Raw genomic sequence first — 14,751 nt, 5'->3', positions numbered from 1 at the left:
CTCCACCCCCGGGATGTGCTAGATCGCGACCATGAAACGCGCCGTCGAACACCGCATCGGGGTCCAGGCCCCCGCCGAGATCGTCTGGGAAGTCGTGTCCGAGTTCGAGCGCTGGCACGAGTGGAACCCGCTCTACGTCAAGGCCGCCGGCCAGCTGAAGATCGGCACGGCCCTGACCCTGGAAGAGGCCATCGGCGATCGCCCGGTCAAGGTGATCCAGCCGATCGTCCAGGACTGGGTGCCCTTCGAGCAGCTTCACTGGCGCTCCCAGCGCCTGGGCGGCTTCGTCACGGCCATCCGCTACCTTGAGGTCGAGAACATGGGCGAGACCAACGCCACCTTCTCGAACGGCGAACTGTTCATGGGCCTTTTGGTCAAGTGGATCTCCAAGGACGAGCGCCGGGCCCTGAAGGCGGCCTTCACGGCGATGGGCGAGGCGGTGCGCGACCGCGCCGAGGCCCTCTGGCAGGCGCGCGCGGCCGCCCCATCTGAAGCCGGATGATCGACGATCTCTACAGCGCCCGCATCCTGACGCTCGTGGCCAACATGCCGCGGGCCGGGCGGCTGGCCGCGCCCGACGCCAGCGCCGAAAAGACGGCCAAGCTGTGCGGCAGCCGGATCGTCGTCGACGTCGTGGTCGAGGGCGGCAAGGTCGCCGACTTCGCCCAGGAGGTTTCGGCCTGCGCCCTGGGCCAGGCCAGCGCCGCGGTGCTGGGGGGCAATGTGATCGGCGCGGATCTCGCCGAACTTGAGTTGGCCCGCGACGCCCTGGCCGCTATGCTGAAAACGAACGGCCCGCACCCTGCGGGCCGCTTTGCGGAGCTCGCCGTGCTGGAGCCGGTCAAGGACTATCCCGCCCGTCACGCCTCGACGCTTCTGGCGTTCGAAGCCGCGGTCGAGGCTGTCCGGAAGGCCACAGGGGCGACCCAAACGCGAACTAGCCGCGCCGGCGCCGCTTGATCGGAGCTTTTCGCGGGTGCGATAAGTCCCCGACTCCGTTCGCGAAAGCGCCGGCATGAGCCTTTATCACCGCGTCGTCGACTTCGGCCTGCGCGCCTACAAGTTGACGCTCTCGCCTCTCATCGGGCGCCAGTGCCGCTACCTTCCGACCTGCTCGGAGTATGCGGCGCAGGCGCTCAAGGAACATGGCCCCGGCATGGGGTCCTGGCTCGCTCTGCGACGGATTTGCCGCTGCAATCCGTTCGGAGGCTGGGGATACGACCCGCCGCCTCCGCCGCGCGAGCCGCGCAAATGGATGTGTGAAGAATGATCGATCTGGTTTTCCCCGACGGCTCCTCCCGTCAGTACCCCGATGGCTCGACGGGGCGCGACGTGGCCGCCGCCATCTCCAAGTCGCTCGAGAAGAAGGCCCTGCTGATCAAGCTGGACGGTCAGGTGCTCGACCTTGACCGCGCCCTGACGCCCGACCTGCTGACGGGCGAGCGCAAGTTCGAGATCCTGACGCGTGAGGCCCCCGAGGCCCTCGACACCATCCGCCACGACACCGCCCACGTGCTGGCCGAGGCCGTGCAGGAGCTGTTCCCCGGCACGCAGGTGACGATCGGCCCGAACGTCGAGGACGGCTTCTACTACGACTTCGCCCGCGACGAGCCGTTCAGCCTGGACGACCTGGCGACGATCGAAAAGCGCATGAAGGAGATCGTCGACCGCGACGAGAAGATCACGCGCGAGGTCTGGGACCGCGACGAGGCCATCAAGCACTTCGACGAGATCGGCGAGCAGTACAAGGCGCAGATCATCCGCGACCTGCCGGGCACGGACACGATCACGGTCTATCGCCAGGGGAACTGGAAGGACCTCTGCCGCGGCCCGCACCTGCCGTCGACCAAGCATGTCGGCAAGGCCTTCAAGCTGACCAAGCTGGCCGGCGCCTACTGGCGCGGCGACCAGAACAACGCCCAGCTGCAGCGCATCTACGGCACGAGCTGGGCTTCGGAAGCCGACCTTGAGGCCTACCTCAAGCGCATCGAGGAAGCCGAGAAGCGCGATCACCGCAAGCTGGGCAAGTCGCTGGGCCTCTTCCACATGCAGGAAGAGGGCCGCGGCATGGTGTTCTGGCACCCCAAGGGCTGGAAGCTGTGGCAGACGCTGGAGGCCTACATGCGCCGCAGCCTCGACCGCGCCGGCTATATCGAGGTCAAGACGCCCCAGGTCCTGGACAAGACCTTCTGGGAAAACTCGGGCCACTGGGACAAGTACCGCGCCAACATGTTCGTCTGCGAGACGGTCGAAGGCGAGATCCTGTCGCTCAAGCCGATGAACTGTCCCGGCCACGTGCAGATCTGGAACGTCGGCCAGCGTTCGTACCGTGAACTGCCGATGCGCATGGCCGAGTTCGGCGCCTGCCATCGCTACGAGCCGTCGGGCGCCCTGCACGGCCTGATGCGCGTGCGCGCCTTCACCCAGGACGACGCCCACATCTTCTGCCGCGAGGACCAGATCGTCGAGGAGACCGAGCGCTTCATCCGCCTGACGCGGATGATCCACGCCGACCTCGGCATGACGACGAAGTACATCGCCCTGGCCACGCGTCCTGAGTTGCGCGCCGGTTCGGACGAGTTCTGGGACAAGGCCGAGGGCATGCTGGCCGAGGCCGCCCGCCTGGCCGGCGTCGAGCCGGTGATCGCCGAGGGCGACGGCGCCTTCTACGCGCCCAAGCTCGATTTCATCGTCCAGGACGCCATCGGTCGCGAGTGGACCTGCGGCACGCTGCAGCTTGATTACGTTCTGCCGGAACGTTTGGGCGCCGAGTACGTTGCCGAAGACGGATCCAAGAAGCGGCCGGTGATGCTGCATCGCGCGATCCTGGGGTCGTTCGAGCGGTTCATCGGGATTCTGTTGGAAAACTACGCGGGCCATCTGCCGCTTTGGCTGGCGCCGACGCAGATCGTCGTGGCGACGATCACGTCCGACGCCGACGACTATGCGCGCACTGTCGTGGAGCGGTTGACGGCCGCTGGGCTGCGTGCGGAAGTTGATCTGCGCAATGAGAAGATCAACTATAAGATTCGCGAGCACAGCCTCGCCAAGGTTCCCGTGATCGCGGTGGTCGGGCGCAAGGAAGCCGAGACGGGGCAGGTCGCCCTGCGGCGCCTGGGCGGCGAGGGTCAGCAGATCCTGTCGCTCGACGAGGCGCTGTCGGTGCTCGGCCTGGAAGCCACGCCGCCCGACCTCGCGCGGGCCCGCGCGCCGCAGGTCGCGCCGGAGCTCGCCCAGGTTTGATATGAACAGCATTCTCCCGTCCTTCACGGTCCTCGCCGCAGGCGCGCGTCCCGCCAAGCCCTTGGTTTCGGTGGTGATGGTCGTCTATTGGACGGGAGAAGCGCTGGTCGACAGCATCCGCCACGTGCTGGCCGAGCCGATGGTCGACGAGTTCGTCATCGTCGATAACGGCTCCTCGCCCGAGGACGCCGACATGCTGCGGGCGCTCGGCCTGACCGAGCCCCGCGTGCAGCTGGTCCAGGGGCACGGCAATGTCGGCTTCGCCTGCGGCGCCAATCTGGGCGCCTCGGTCAGCCAGGGCGAATACCTGATCTTCCTCAATCCCGACGCCAACGTGCAGCCCGACTGCGTGCCGGCCATGGTCGCGGCCTTCCGGGACCAGCCGGTGCCGACCGTGATGGGCGCGCGGGTCATGAACATCGACGGCACCGAGCAGCGCGGCGGCCGTCGCGGCGAGGTGACCCCGGTCACCACGCTGCTCAGCCTTTCGCAGCTCAGCCAGAAGATGGCGCGCTTCAAGCGTTTCGAGATCCACCGCGAGCACGAGCCGCTGCCGGCCGAGCCGACGCCGATGCCGACCATCTCCGGCGCCTGCTTCGCCCTGCGGCGGGTCGATTTCGACGCCCTGGCCGGCTTCGACGAGGGCTATTTCCTGCACGTCGAGGACGTCGACCTGTGCTGGCGCGCGCGCCAGGCCGGCGGCCAGGTGCTGTTCCATCCCAACGCCCGCGTCATCCACCTGGGCCACACCAGCCTGGAGCACCCGGTCAAGGTCGAGTTCCACAAGGGCGTGGGCCTGGCGCGCTACTTCATCAAGCGGGCCGACAACATCCAGCGCTACGTGCTGGCGGTGATGCTGGCTCCGCTGATCCTGGGGCTGTCGGTCTGCCGGCCGGCCATCAATGCGCGCCTGCGCAAGTCCAAGGCCAAGGGCCACGCCTAGAGGGCGGGCTTCAGCCGCCCCGCATAGCCGAAGATCACGCCCAGCCACGGATGGGCGACCAGCACCCGGAACCGATAGGTCCCGTCGCGCTCGAAGGTTCGCGCGCGCGTGCGCGGCGCCCAGGCGGCGGGCAGGGGCAGGGCCCCCAGCCGCCAGCTCTCGAAGTTCCAGGAAAAGCCACCGGCATAAGGCGCGGCGTGGAAGCGGAAGGTCAGCGCGCCGACCGTTTCCTCGAAGGCGAACGGATCGTCCGCCGCCGGACGGATGCGGGAGGCGAATGTCCGGCCGTCGAACCGACGGGTCCAGGCCTCGCCGCCGTCCTTCCGCGGGGCGATCGACACCGTGGTGGAGTGGGTTCCGGGCTCGGGCAGGCCCTGCAGACGACGGGCCAGGGCCGCCAGGCCGCCGCCGCCACGAGCGCGGGCGCGGCCGTCCAGGGTTGTCGTTTCCTCGCCCAGATGGGCGGCGCGAACCGAGGCCGGCAGGTCCGCGAACGCCGCGCCGAGCGCGCGCGGAAATACGCCCGGCGCAGCGGGTGCGGCGGTGTCGATCCGCGTCGTGATCGGCAGGCCGGCCAGCGGGGCCAGCAAGACGGAAAGGTCGACCAGGCCGACGCAGGCGCAGGCTCGCGGCGCATCGAGGGCGCCGTCCAGCAGCGCGCCCGCCAGGGCCGCGGCCGGGGCGGCGGGCACGTTGGGTCCCGCGCCCCGTTCGGCCCACAGGCTCCAGCGGGCGGCGATGGGCGCGCCGGAGGCGTCCAGCCCCTCGGCCCGCACGGTCATGCCGCCTCGGTCCGAGCCCAGCGGCGCCAGCAGGCCGGCGCCCGCGTTCAACGGGGCGGCCAGCGGCTCCAGCGTCGAGACCAGCCGCCAGCGGCGCAGGAAGCTCAGCAGCCAGAGGCCCAGATGCAGCGGCGCCAGTTCAAGCCCGGCGCCGAACAGCGCATCGCGCGTGGGGGCGTAGCGCTGGCGCAACTGATCGAGGTCGGGCGTTTCGGCCAGGCTGGTCCAGCGCCGGCCAAGGCCGGGAAAGGCCAGCCTCCGGGGGGCGCTCCAGCCCGGTCGCTCGACCAGGCTGGAGCCCGAGAACACCGCCACCGGGCCGCCGGTCCAGCGCAGGATGGCCCGGATCACCGACAGGCCGCGCGGCGCCCGCGCGCCGGGCGAGATCGCCGCCTCGATGCGGTCGATGCGGGTCCAGCCCGCCGTCAGCCGGTCCGCCGCCGCGCAGGTCAGGGCCGGGGTCGAGCTGGCCCCGGTGATCGCCCATCGCCCTGCTTCGAGCGCGCAGGCCGCCAGGCGCTCGGKAAAGGCGGCGACGAAATCGCGGGCGTCGGCCAGGTCCACATAATGCGCGCCGGCCGCCAGCGCGGCTTTGGCGAAGGCGCCGTCCTGGCCCTGGAACGGCCCGGCGGCGTCGATCACCACCGTCGCGCCCAGGCGCTCCAGGTTCCTGGGCCGCTCGCGATCGACCAGGGCGATCTCGATCCCGGCCGCCGGGTCTTGATTGCAAAGCTCGGCCCGCAAGGCCTCCAGCGGCTCCAGGCGGCGGGCCGCCAGCACCAGGTCGATGTCGGCCCGCCTCGCCAGCATCCGGGCCAGCCGCGCGCCGAAGACGCCGCTGGCGCCCACCAGCACCACGCGCTTGCGTTCGCCGAGGGGGAGGGGGGTCATGCGGTCGGCGGCTCCAGCAGGAAGCGGGCGCGCTGCTCCGGCGTGGGGACCATGCAGCTCGACCGCTTGCCCATCAGCCGATAGCGGTTGGCGGCCAGCCAGTCGTAGCCAGCGTCCAGCCAGGTCTCCGGCAGCAGGCCGACGACGGCCGCCAGCCACGACCAGGGCGCGCCCAGCCGGCGCAGCAGGGCCAGGATCGCGGCGCTCTTCTCCAGCGCCCGCCCGTCGTCGAGATAGAGAAAGCTGGCCGGATGGTCCGGATCGATCCCGTGGGCGATCGCCAGGGCCCGGCCGTAGTCCGACTGGATCGGGGTGAAGCGCATGACGCCCTTGCGGTCGATGGCCAGCACGGCCCGCACCGAGCCTGAGCACAGGTTGCAGACCCCGTCGAACAGCCACAGCGGCTGAGGATGGCTCACGGCCGGTTCTCCAGGCATTCGCGCTTGAGGGCCTGCAGCGCGGCGGGCACGTCGCGCCGCATGGCCGCCGCCGCCATCCCCGCGGGCAGGCCGAACGGGGCGCTGACCTTGTTTTCATAGACCACCCGGGTGGCCGCCCCGTCGTCCAGCGGCGTTAGCAGCCACTGGCCCTCGCAGTCGTCGATGTCGCCGCCGATGCAGCGAAAGCCGATGCGCCGCCCGGGCTCGAGCTCCAGCCGCGACACCGACCGCAGCATCGGCGAGAACAGCCCGCGCTTGATCCAGTGCTCGCGGGTCTCGGTGCGGCCGTCGGCGGAGCGTTCGAGCACGGCGCAGCGCTTGACGCTGGGGGTCATGCGCGAGGCCAGCCGGCAGTCGAGGATGGTGCGCCAGACCCGTTCGGGCGGGGCGGGAATGTCGATGGACGCCCGCACCTCGCCGCGTCCGTCGGCCCCGGCCCGCACGTCGGCGGCGCCGTCCGCCGCGATCGCCGGGGGCGTCGCGGCCAGCCAGAGAAGGGCGAGGGCCAGGCCGTTCATGGCCCCACGCTAGAGGGTTTCCACCCTGGCGGGAAAGCCGCTTTCGCCGCCTATCGGGTCAGCGCGGCCGCGCCGCCCGCGTGCCAGGCCCAGGCGTGCTCGATGATCTCGTCCAGTCCGTAGCGCGGGGTCCAGCCCAGCAGCGCGCGGGCCTTGCCGTTGTCGGCCACCAGGCTGGGGGCGTCGCCGTCGCGGCGCGGGGCCGGCTCCAACGGGAACGGCCGGTTCGAGCGTCGCTCGATGGCCCCGACCAGTTCCTTGACCGTGGTGCCCGTGCCGGTGCCCAGGTTGAAGGCCGCGCTCTCCTTGCCGGCCAGCAGCCATTTCAGCGCCGCCACGTGGGCGTCGGCCAGGTCCAGCACGTGGATGTAGTCGCGCACGCAGGTGCCGTCGCGGGTGTCGTAGTCCTCGCCGAACAGCATGAACTTGTCGCGCTMGCCCCGCGCGGCGGCGATGGCCAGCGGGATGGCGTGGGTCTCCGGCTCGTGCTTCTCGCCGATGCGGCCTTCGGGGTCGGCGCCGGCGGCGTTGAAATAGCGCAGCGCCACCGAGCGGAAGCCCTTGTAGCGATCCATGTCGCGCAGGATTTCCTCGACCATCAGCTTGCTGCGGCCATAGGGATTGAGCGGCGCCTGCGGGTGGGTCTCGTCCATCGGCACGCGCACCGGCGCGCCGTAGGTGGCGCAGGTCGACGAGAACACCAGCTTGTCGATCCCGGCGCGGCGGGCGGCCTCGATCAGGGTGATCGTGCCGCCGACGTTGTTGCCGTAGAACGGACCGGGCTCGGCCACCGAGAAGCCGACCTCGATGAAGGCGGCGAAGTGGATCACCGCGACCGGCCTGTGCTTGGCCAGCACTTCGTCCAGGCGGGCGGCGTCGTTGATGTCGCCGACTTCCAGCGGGCCCCACTGGACGAAGCTTTCCCAGCCGTTGCTCAGGTTGTCGTAGACCACGGGCGTGAAGCCGGCCTCGGCCAGCCGCAGGCAGGTGTGCGAACCGATATAGCCCGCGCCGCCGGCCACCAGGATGGTTTCGCCCAAGATCGCGCTCCGTTCAGCGATGGGTTGAGGATCCCCCCGGCTCTTCTTGGCGGACGCCACGGCCGGGTCAAGACGCGACGAGGCCTAGCGAGGACTTATGACGCCTTTGCGGTCGCCGTCGCCCATTCAGAAGGCTTCGGCGAGGATGCTTCCGTCGGGCATGAGGGCCGCGCGCTTGAGACCGCTGGAGGCGAAAGGCATGGCGATGGCGCCGTCACGGTCCACCGACACCAGGCCGCCGTGGCCGCCCAGGTCGGCCACGCCCTGGATGGCGCCGGCCGCGGCCTCGTCCAGGCCCTGGCCGCCGAAGCGGATGCGGTGGGCGATCTGGGCGCCGACGGCGGTGCGGATGAAGTATTCGCCCTGGCCGGTGCACGACACCGCCGCCCAGCCGTCGGCCCAGGCCCCCGCGCCGATGATCGGGCTGTCGCCCACCCGGCCCGGCAGCTTGCCGAACACGCCGGCGGTCGAGGTGGCGGCGGCCAGCCGGCCGTCCTGGTCCAGCGCGACGCAGCCGACGGTGCCGGTGGGAAGGCCGCCGGGCGGGGCGTTGTCCTCGAAGGCGCCGGCGCGGGTGTAGTAGCTTTCGGGATCGGAGATCGTCTCCAGCCCCTGGGCGCGGGCGAAGGCCATGGCGCCCTCGCCGGCCAGCATCACGTGCGGGGTCTGGTCCATCACCGCCCGGGCGGCGCGGATCGGGCTGGCGAAGCCCTGCAGCGCGGCCACCGAGCCGGCGCGGCTGGTGGCGCCGTCCATCAGGCTGGCGTCCAGCTCGTACTCGCCGTCGGCGTTGGGCGAGGCGCCCTTGCCGGCGATGTACAGGCCCGAGGCCTCCAGCGCGGCCACCGTCTCGACCACCACGTCCAGCGCCGCGGCGCCCGCCGCCAGGCGCTCGCGGCCGGCCTCGATCAGGCCGCGCATGTGGGCGATCTCGACCGAGTAGTCATGGCCGCGCTTGGCGCCGGCGCCGCCGTGCAGGGCGAGGGTAAAACGTTTGTTTGACATTTGGCTTTCTCGGTCGTCGCGCCTGCGCTAGCGTCGGCCTTCTAAACAAAGAGACTGGGAGAAGCGAGATGAAGGCGGTGCTCAGCAAGGCGGTCGGCGGTCCCGAGACCCTGGTGCTGGAGGACCTGCCCGATCCGGTTCCCGCGCCCGGCCAGGTGCTGATCGACGTCAAGGCCTGCGGGGTCAACTATCCCGACCTGCTGATCATCCAGGACATGTACCAGTTCAAGCCCACGCGCCCCTTCGCCCCCGGCGGCGAGGTCTCCGGCGTGGTGGCGGCCCTGGGCGAGGGCGTCACCAGCCTTTCGGTCGGCCAGCGGGTGCTGGCGTCCACCGGCTGGGGCGGCATGGCCGACAAGCTGGCCGTCGAGGCCGCCCGCTGCACGCCGATCCCCGACGCCATGCCCTTCGACGAGGCCTCGGCCTTCATCCTGACCTACGGCACCTCCTACTACGCCCTGAAGGACCGCGGCTTCCTCAAGCCGGGCCAGACCCTGCTGGTGCTCGGCGCGGCCGGCGGCGTGGGCCTGGCGGCGGTGGAACTGGGCAAGGCCATGGGCGCGCGGGTGATCGCGGCGGCCTCCAGCCAGGAGAAGGTGGATCTGGCCCTCTCGCGCGGCGCCGACGCCGGCGTCGTCTACGCCCGCGGCCCGTTCGACAAGGACGGCCAGAAGGCCCTGGCCGACCAGCTGAAGGCCGCCTGCGGCTCCAATGGCTGGGACGTGGCCTATGACGCGGTCGGCGGCGACTATTCCGAAGCCACCATCCGCGCCGCCGGCTGGGGCGGCCGCATGCTGGTGATCGGCTTCCCGTCGGGCATCCCGAAGATCCCGCTGAACCTCACCCTGCTGAAGTCGTGCGACATCGTCGGCGTGTTCTGGGGCGCGGCCGTGGCCCGCGATCCGGCCGGCCACGCCGCCAACGTGCGCGAGCTGATGGACCTCTACGCCGCCGGCAAGATCAAGCCGTACGTCTCCGAGCGCTTTCCCCTGGAAAAGGCCAGCGACGCCATCGCCCACCTGGCCAGCCGCAAGGCCATGGGCAAGGTGGTGGTGACGGTGGGATAGGGGGCGTTCCCAAAGACCCTCTCCCAGAGGGAGAGGGAGGGGCCCAGGCGATAGCCTGGGAGGGTGAGGGGTTACGAGGTCGGACGATGTGCCGGCGCTCCGTCGAACGCCGTAACCCCTCACCCCGGCCCTCTCCCTATGGGAGAGGGAGCATGTCTGCTCTGCTTCTTGCCGAAGCCAGCTCCGTCGCTTGGGGCTGGATCACCGGCAGCAGACCCCGCTCTTGCAACAGGGGTGGAGCAGGGTGGTCGTGGTTAAGTCTTCGCAAATCACCCCTCTGCCGTCCCGTTCTGAAACAACAGTAAAATCATACGGTTAAGCGACCGGTAAGGACGTCCCTTAGCAAAGCGGTGAGATCAGCTGGGCTATTGCTGCTCTTCGAATAGTCGGAGGCGGCGTTCAGATGTTCCTTCCTGCTCGCGACGCGTTTCCCGTGGAGGCGCGCCGCCCGTACCGCATGAACCGGCGTCCCGAGGAGCGCGTGAAGGTGCTCGGGGGCGAGATGGATCTCGTGCGCCCGGAGGAGGTCTTCCACTTCGTGGCGGGCCGGATCGCGGGCGGCAAGGGCGCGATCGTCGCCAACCACAACCTGCACAGCCTATATCTGCTGCAGAAGGACCCGCAGGTCGTCGAGTTCTTCAAGGCCGCCGAGCTGATCGAGGTCGACAGCGTGCCGCTGATCTTCTGGGCGCGCATCGTCGGCCGGGCCAGCCGCCGCTTCCACCGCTGCACCTATCTCGACTGGCGCAACGACTTCTGGGCGCGCGCCACCAAGGAAAACTGGAAGGTGTTCTTCGTCGGCGGCGCCCCGGGCGTGGCCGACAAGGCGCTGGAAAACATCCGTCGCGATTGGCCGGGCGCCCAGGTCGAGAGCTGCGAGGGCTATTTCGACGTCACCGACGGTTCGCCCGAGAACGAGGCGGTGGTCGCCAAGATCAAGGCCTACAAGCCCGACATCCTGTTCGTGGGCATGGGCATGCCGCGCCAGGAGAAGTGGCTGCTGGAGAACCACAAGAAGCTCGACCCCTGCGTCGGCTTCACGGTCGGCGGCGCCTTCGACTACGAAGCCGGCGTGCAGCTGGCCGCCCCGCGCTGGATGGGGCAGGTGGGCATGGAGTGGCTGTTCCGGCTGATGGCCGATCCCGAGCGGCTGTTCACCCGCTACTGCGTCGAACCGTGGCATCTGTTCGGGCCGGCGATGGTCGACGCCCGCAACGCTCTTGCGCGGCAGCTGAAGCCGGGCAAAAAGAAGAACGCCGTTCCGCCGGAGGCCGCCTATCGGCGCGCCACCGATCTCGCGCTCAAGCCTTAACCGGACCGTGGGGGACCAATGGGTTTGAAGATCGACAAGAAGCCGCGTCGACGGGCCGCCGAGCAGCCCAACGCCTGGCAGCGCGTCTGCGCCGTCTTCGGCCTGGCCGGCCTGGTGCTGGCCTGGGCGGTGATGCTGGTCCCGTGCGCCCTCTGGCTGCTGTTCAGCCTGATCGCCCGGCGTCCCGCCCAGGGCCGCGCGCTGTTCGGCCGCGCCGCCGGCTGACTGACGCCACGTAAGGCTGGCCGCTGGCGGCCGCCCGTCCCATGATCCTCCCGCGCCAAGCGGCCCGCTTCCAGAGGCCGCGCGCCAAAAGGGAGGATGCCGCATGGGCGGACGTCTGGACGGCAAGGTCGCCGTCGTCACCGGGGCCTGCTCGGGCATAGGCCTGGGAACCGTCGAACTGTTCGCAGCCCAGGGCGCGAAGGTGATCGCCGCCGACCTGCAGGCCGAAAAGGGCGCGATCCTGGAGCAGCGCTTCCCGGACGCCGTGCGCTTCTCCCGTTGCGACGTCACCGTCGAGGACGACATCGCCGCCGCCATCGGCCTGGCGACAAAGGCCTTCGGCGGCCTCGACATCCTGTTCAACAACGCCGGCCACGGGGGCGCGCCCAACGGCGTGGCCGACATGACCGGCGCGGCCTGGGACGCCACCTTCGCGGTGCTGCTGCGCGGGCCGGTGCTGGGCATGAAGCACGCCCTGCCGGCCATGCTGGCGCGCGGCGGCGGCTCGATCATCAACACCGCCTCGATCGCCGGCCTGCAGGCGGGCTTCGGGCCGCTGGCCTATTCCTCGGCCAAGGCGGCGGTGATCCACATGACCCGCTGCGCGGCGGCCGAACTGTCGCCGCTGGGCGTGCGGGTCAACGCCATCTGTCCGGGCCTGATCGCCACCTCGATCTTCGGGGCCTCGATCGGCCTGCCGCGCGAGGTCGCCGACCAGATGGCCGCGCGCGTCGCCGAGGTCGGCCCCAAGATCCAGCCGATCGCCAAGGCCGGCCTGCCCGACGACATCGCCGCCGCCGCCCTCTATCTGGCCAGCGACGACAGCGCCTTCGTCAGCGGAACCCACATCGTCGTCGACGGCGGCATCACCATCGGCCCGCGCAGCAGCTGGGACGTGCGCACGCCCTCGCCGATCCTGGCGGCCATGGGCGTCTCGCCCGAGCAGGCGCAGGCCATGCGCGCGGCGATGATCGCCGGCCAGGCCGCGGAGTAGGAAAGGCGAGGTTAGGCCGCAACGACCATTTTCACCGAGTTTCCCCGCGAAGGCGGGGAAGGGCGGATTGGGGGCGCCCGCCCGCTGAATCTCGATGCGCCCTAGAGTCTGGACTCAATTGGCGCGCAAAGAAACGTGTCTTCCCGGCCGGAGGAGCGCGTCAGCGATCCGTAGAGCCGGGATCTCCCACGTCGGCAGGTTCTGAACTGTGGGAGATCCCGGCGCTCCGCTGCGCTACGGCCGGGATGACAACTGCTATAAGCTATTGAAACAGATAACTCATTGCCCTCGGCCAATTGAGTGCTGACTCTAGCCGTAGAAGTCGGCGTACCAGGCCGCGAAGCGCTTCAGGCCCTCGGCGACGCCGACCGTGGGCCTGTAGCCGGTCAGGGCGTGCAGCTTGGAGACGTCGGCGTAGGTGGCCGGCACGTCGCCCGGCTGCATCGGCAGGAAGACCTTCTCGGCCTGCCGGCCGATAGCGCTCTCCAGGGCGGCGATCATGTCCATCAGGCCGACGGGATTGCTGTCGCCGATGTTGTAGACCTCGTGCCCGCCGCGCGGCGGCGGGTTGTCGAGCACGCCGACGATGCCGTCGACGATGTCGTCGATATAGGTGAAGTCGCGGGCCATCCGGCCCTCGCCATAGACCTCGATCGGCTCGCCGCGCAGGATCTTCTGGGTGAAGCTGAAATAGGCCATGTCGGGCCGGCCCCAGGGACCGTAGACCGTGAAGAATCGCAGGCCCGCCTGCGGGAAGCCGTACAGGCTGGCGTAGCTCTGGCTGAGCAGCTCGCAAGAGCGCTTGGTGGCCGCGTACAGCGACACCGGGGCTTCGGCCGGATCGGTTTCCTTGAAGCCCTCGCCGGCCAGGGGCCGGTCGCCATAGACGCTGCTGGACGAGGCGTAGACCAGGGCCTCGACCCCGCCGTGGCGGCAGGCCTCCAGCACCGACAGGTGCCCGGCCAGGTTCGAGCGCTCGTAGGCGAAGGGGTTGTCGATCGAGTAGCGAACCCCGGCCTGTGCGGCCAGGTGGACGATCCGCTTCACGCCCGACGACCTGACCAGCGCCAGCAGGGCCTCGTGCTCGGCGATGTCCATGCGGATCATCGTAAAGGGGCGGCCAGCAGCAGCTTGAGGCGGTCCAGGTCCAGGGCGCGGAACTGGTCCCACTCGGTGAGGATCAGCAGCACGTCGGCGCCTTGCGCGGCCTCGTAGGGGCCGGCCACGAAGGTCACGCCCGGCAGCAAGGCTTCGGCCTCATGACGGCCCTCGGGGTCGAAGGCCTGGACCTTGGCGCCCTTGGCCTGCAGGGCCGGCAGGATGTCGAGGCTGGGGGCGTCGCGCATGTCGTCGGTGTTGGGCTTGAAGGTCACGCCCAGCACGCCGACGGTCTTGCCCGAGAGGTCCTCGGTTCCGAGCACGGCGGCGACCTTGTCGGCCATGGCCTTCTTGCGGGCGGCGTTGACCTCGACGGTGGTCTCGATCAGCCGGGTCGGCGCGCCGTAGTCGGCGGCGGTCTTGACCAGCGCGATGGTGTCCTTGGGGAAGCAGCTGCCGCCATAGCCGGGACCGGCGTTGAGGAACTTGCCCCCGATCCGCTTGTCCAGGCCGATGCCCTTGGCCACCTGCTGCACGTCGGCCCCGACCTTTTCACAGAGGTCGGCCATCTCGTTGATGAAGGTGATCTTCATCGCCAGGAAGGCGTTGGCGGCGTACTTGATCAGCTCGCTGGTCCGGCGGCCGGTGAAGACGATCGGGGTCTCGTTCAGCGAAAGCGGGCGATAGAGCTCGCGCATCACCGCCTGGGCCCGCTCGTCCTCGGCGCCGACCACCACGCGGTCGGGGCGCTTGAAGTCCTCGATGGCCGCGCCTTCGCGCAGAAACTCGGGGTTGGAGACCACGGCGAACTGGGCGGCCGGATTGACCCGCTTGATGATCGCCTCGACCTCGTCGCCGGTGCCCACCGGCACGGTCGACTTGGTGACCACCACCGTGAAGCCGTCGATCAGGCCGGCGATCTCYTCGGCCGCGGCGTAGACGTAGGACAGGTCGGCGTGGCCGTCGCCGCGGCGGGTGGGCGTGCCCACGGCGATGAACACCGCRTCGGCGTCCTTGATSGCCTGGGCGCCTTCCAGYGTGAACGACAGCCGGCCTTCGCGCACGTTGCGGGCCACCAGGTCGTCCAGGCCCGGCTCGTAGATCGGGATCTCGCCGGCCAGCAGGCGCGAGATCTTGCGCGGATCCTTGTCGATGCACGTCACCACGTGACCGAAGTCCGCAAAGCACGCCCC

At 70.0% G+C, this 14,751-nt stretch carries 14 protein-coding genes and 3 pseudogenes; 9 read left to right on the top strand and 8 right to left on the bottom strand.

The annotated features are described in order from the left end of the window. The first annotated feature begins 31 nt into the window (after positions 1 to 31). From AC1DCG_RS06525 to AC1DCG_RS06505, 5 genes are read left to right on the top strand one after another with little or no spacing between them, the layout of a single operon-like run. Positions 32 to 502 (top strand): SRPBCC domain-containing protein, encoded by a 471-nt coding sequence (locus AC1DCG_RS06525; protein WP_165262361.1) that lies wholly within the window; start codon positions 32 to 34, stop codon positions 500 to 502. After that, positions 499 to 960, top strand: a complete 462-nt coding sequence (locus tag AC1DCG_RS06520) for an iron-sulfur cluster assembly scaffold protein (protein WP_165262359.1) — start codon at positions 499 to 501, stop codon at positions 958 to 960. The genes AC1DCG_RS06525 and AC1DCG_RS06520 overlap by 4 nt, the downstream gene beginning before the upstream one ends. A 55-nt stretch (positions 961 to 1,015) precedes the next feature. Next, positions 1,016 to 1,270, top strand: coding sequence for a membrane protein insertion efficiency factor YidD (yidD, locus tag AC1DCG_RS06515; RefSeq protein ID WP_165262357.1), 255 nt, complete (start codon positions 1,016 to 1,018; stop codon positions 1,268 to 1,270). Beyond that, positions 1,267 to 3,243 carry a threonine--tRNA ligase gene (gene thrS / locus AC1DCG_RS06510; RefSeq protein ID WP_165262355.1) on the top strand — a complete coding sequence of 659 codons (1,977 nt, stop codon included), beginning with the start codon at positions 1,267 to 1,269 and terminating at the stop codon, positions 3,241 to 3,243. Before yidD ends, thrS begins: the two co-directional genes overlap by 4 nt. Before the next feature lies 1 nt (position 3,244). Then, complete coding sequence (locus AC1DCG_RS06505) at positions 3,245 to 4,186, top strand: glycosyltransferase family 2 protein (RefSeq protein WP_477029938.1); 942 nt, start codon at positions 3,245 to 3,247, stop codon at positions 4,184 to 4,186. Here the strand turns inward: AC1DCG_RS06505 and AC1DCG_RS06500 are convergent. From AC1DCG_RS06500 to AC1DCG_RS06480, 5 genes are all read right to left on the bottom strand, one after another. Continuing rightward, positions 4,183 to 5,859, bottom strand: coding sequence for a DUF4166 domain-containing protein (locus AC1DCG_RS06500; RefSeq protein WP_477041424.1), 1,677 nt, complete (start codon positions 5,857 to 5,859; stop codon positions 4,183 to 4,185). The two genes, AC1DCG_RS06505 and AC1DCG_RS06500, sit on opposite strands and share 4 nt — an antisense overlap. After that, on the bottom strand, positions 5,856 to 6,278 hold the full coding sequence (locus tag AC1DCG_RS06495) for a thiol-disulfide oxidoreductase DCC family protein (protein ID WP_477029936.1): 423 nt from the start codon (positions 6,276 to 6,278) through the stop codon (positions 5,856 to 5,858). The genes AC1DCG_RS06500 and AC1DCG_RS06495 overlap by 4 nt, the downstream gene beginning before the upstream one ends. Continuing rightward, positions 6,275 to 6,817 carry an SRPBCC family protein gene (locus tag AC1DCG_RS06490; RefSeq protein ID WP_165262347.1) on the bottom strand — a complete coding sequence of 181 codons (543 nt, stop codon included), beginning with the start codon at positions 6,815 to 6,817 and terminating at the stop codon, positions 6,275 to 6,277. The genes AC1DCG_RS06495 and AC1DCG_RS06490 overlap by 4 nt, the downstream gene beginning before the upstream one ends. Before the next feature lie 50 nt (positions 6,818 to 6,867). After that, entirely contained in the window at positions 6,868 to 7,857 is a 990-nt protein-coding gene (gene galE / locus AC1DCG_RS06485) for a UDP-glucose 4-epimerase GalE (protein ID WP_477041423.1), read from the bottom strand. A gap of 126 nt (positions 7,858 to 7,983) precedes the next feature. Continuing rightward, positions 7,984 to 8,862, bottom strand: a complete 879-nt coding sequence (locus AC1DCG_RS06480; RefSeq protein WP_477029934.1) for an isoaspartyl peptidase/L-asparaginase family protein — start codon at positions 8,860 to 8,862, stop codon at positions 7,984 to 7,986. A 68-nt stretch (positions 8,863 to 8,930) separates the two neighbouring features. On the opposite strand from AC1DCG_RS06480, the gene AC1DCG_RS06475 reads away from it, so the two are divergent. Then, positions 8,931 to 9,929 (top strand): NADPH:quinone oxidoreductase family protein, encoded by a 999-nt coding sequence (locus AC1DCG_RS06475; RefSeq protein ID WP_477029933.1) that lies wholly within the window; start codon positions 8,931 to 8,933, stop codon positions 9,927 to 9,929. Between the two features lie 10 nt (positions 9,930 to 9,939). Here the strand turns inward: AC1DCG_RS06475 and AC1DCG_RS06470 are convergent. Further along, positions 9,940 to 10,052: pseudogene (locus AC1DCG_RS06470) on the bottom strand (hypothetical protein); the annotation flags it as partial. 280 nt (positions 10,053 to 10,332) lie between these two features. On the opposite strand from AC1DCG_RS06470, the gene AC1DCG_RS06465 reads away from it, so the two are divergent. The 3 genes from AC1DCG_RS06465 to AC1DCG_RS06455 all read left to right on the top strand — a co-directional run bounded on the left by AC1DCG_RS06465 (position 10,333) and on the right by AC1DCG_RS06455 (position 12,460). Beyond that, entirely contained in the window at positions 10,333 to 11,241 is a 909-nt protein-coding gene (locus tag AC1DCG_RS06465; RefSeq protein WP_477036482.1) for a WecB/TagA/CpsF family glycosyltransferase, read from the top strand. Between the two features lie 18 nt (positions 11,242 to 11,259). Further along, on the top strand, positions 11,260 to 11,466 hold the full coding sequence (locus AC1DCG_RS06460) for a hypothetical protein (protein ID WP_477029931.1): 207 nt from the start codon (positions 11,260 to 11,262) through the stop codon (positions 11,464 to 11,466). Between the two features lie 103 nt (positions 11,467 to 11,569). Continuing rightward, a complete protein-coding gene (locus tag AC1DCG_RS06455) occupies positions 11,570 to 12,460 on the top strand; it encodes an SDR family NAD(P)-dependent oxidoreductase (RefSeq protein ID WP_165262335.1) in 891 nt (296 codons plus the stop codon). A gap of 309 nt (positions 12,461 to 12,769) precedes the next feature. Here the strand turns inward: AC1DCG_RS06455 and AC1DCG_RS06450 are convergent. Together AC1DCG_RS06450 and AC1DCG_RS06445 are read right to left on the bottom strand one after the other, a co-directional pair. After that, positions 12,770 to 13,573: pseudogene (locus AC1DCG_RS06450) on the bottom strand (NAD-dependent epimerase/dehydratase family protein); the annotation flags it as partial. Beyond that, positions 13,570 to 14,751: pseudogene (locus AC1DCG_RS06445) on the bottom strand (UDP-glucose dehydrogenase family protein); the annotation flags it as partial. The pseudogenes AC1DCG_RS06445 and AC1DCG_RS06450, both read right to left, overlap by 4 nt.

Source organism: Caulobacter sp. 10L414, from assembly GCF_056395525.1.
This window is presented reverse-complemented; position numbering and strand designations above follow the sequence as displayed.

What these genes read in the sequence shown, in the direction of transcription:
- AC1DCG_RS06525 (WP_165262361.1), top strand. Translation starts at nt 32, where the DNA reads ATGAAACGCGCCGTCGAACACCGCATCGGGGTCCAGGCCCCCGCCGAG.
- AC1DCG_RS06520 (WP_165262359.1), top strand. Translation starts at nt 499, where the DNA reads ATGATCGACGATCTCTACAGCGCCCGCATCCTGACGCTCGTGGCCAAC.
- yidD (WP_165262357.1), top strand. Translation starts at nt 1,016, where the DNA reads ATGAGCCTTTATCACCGCGTCGTCGACTTCGGCCTGCGCGCCTACAAG.
- thrS (WP_165262355.1), top strand. Translation starts at nt 1,267, where the DNA reads ATGATCGATCTGGTTTTCCCCGACGGCTCCTCCCGTCAGTACCCCGAT.
- AC1DCG_RS06505 (WP_477029938.1), top strand. Translation starts at nt 3,245, where the DNA reads ATGAACAGCATTCTCCCGTCCTTCACGGTCCTCGCCGCAGGCGCGCGT.
- AC1DCG_RS06490 (WP_165262347.1), bottom strand. Translation starts at nt 6,817, where the DNA reads ATGAACGGCCTGGCCCTCGCCCTTCTCTGGCTGGCCGCGACGCCCCCG.
- AC1DCG_RS06480 (WP_477029934.1), bottom strand. Translation starts at nt 8,862, where the DNA reads ATGTCAAACAAACGTTTTACCCTCGCCCTGCACGGCGGCGCCGGCGCC.
- AC1DCG_RS06475 (WP_477029933.1), top strand. Translation starts at nt 8,931, where the DNA reads ATGAAGGCGGTGCTCAGCAAGGCGGTCGGCGGTCCCGAGACCCTGGTG.
- AC1DCG_RS06465 (WP_477036482.1), top strand. Translation starts at nt 10,333, where the DNA reads ATGTTCCTTCCTGCTCGCGACGCGTTTCCCGTGGAGGCGCGCCGCCCG.
- AC1DCG_RS06460 (WP_477029931.1), top strand. Translation starts at nt 11,260, where the DNA reads ATGGGTTTGAAGATCGACAAGAAGCCGCGTCGACGGGCCGCCGAGCAG.
- AC1DCG_RS06455 (WP_165262335.1), top strand. Translation starts at nt 11,570, where the DNA reads ATGGGCGGACGTCTGGACGGCAAGGTCGCCGTCGTCACCGGGGCCTGC.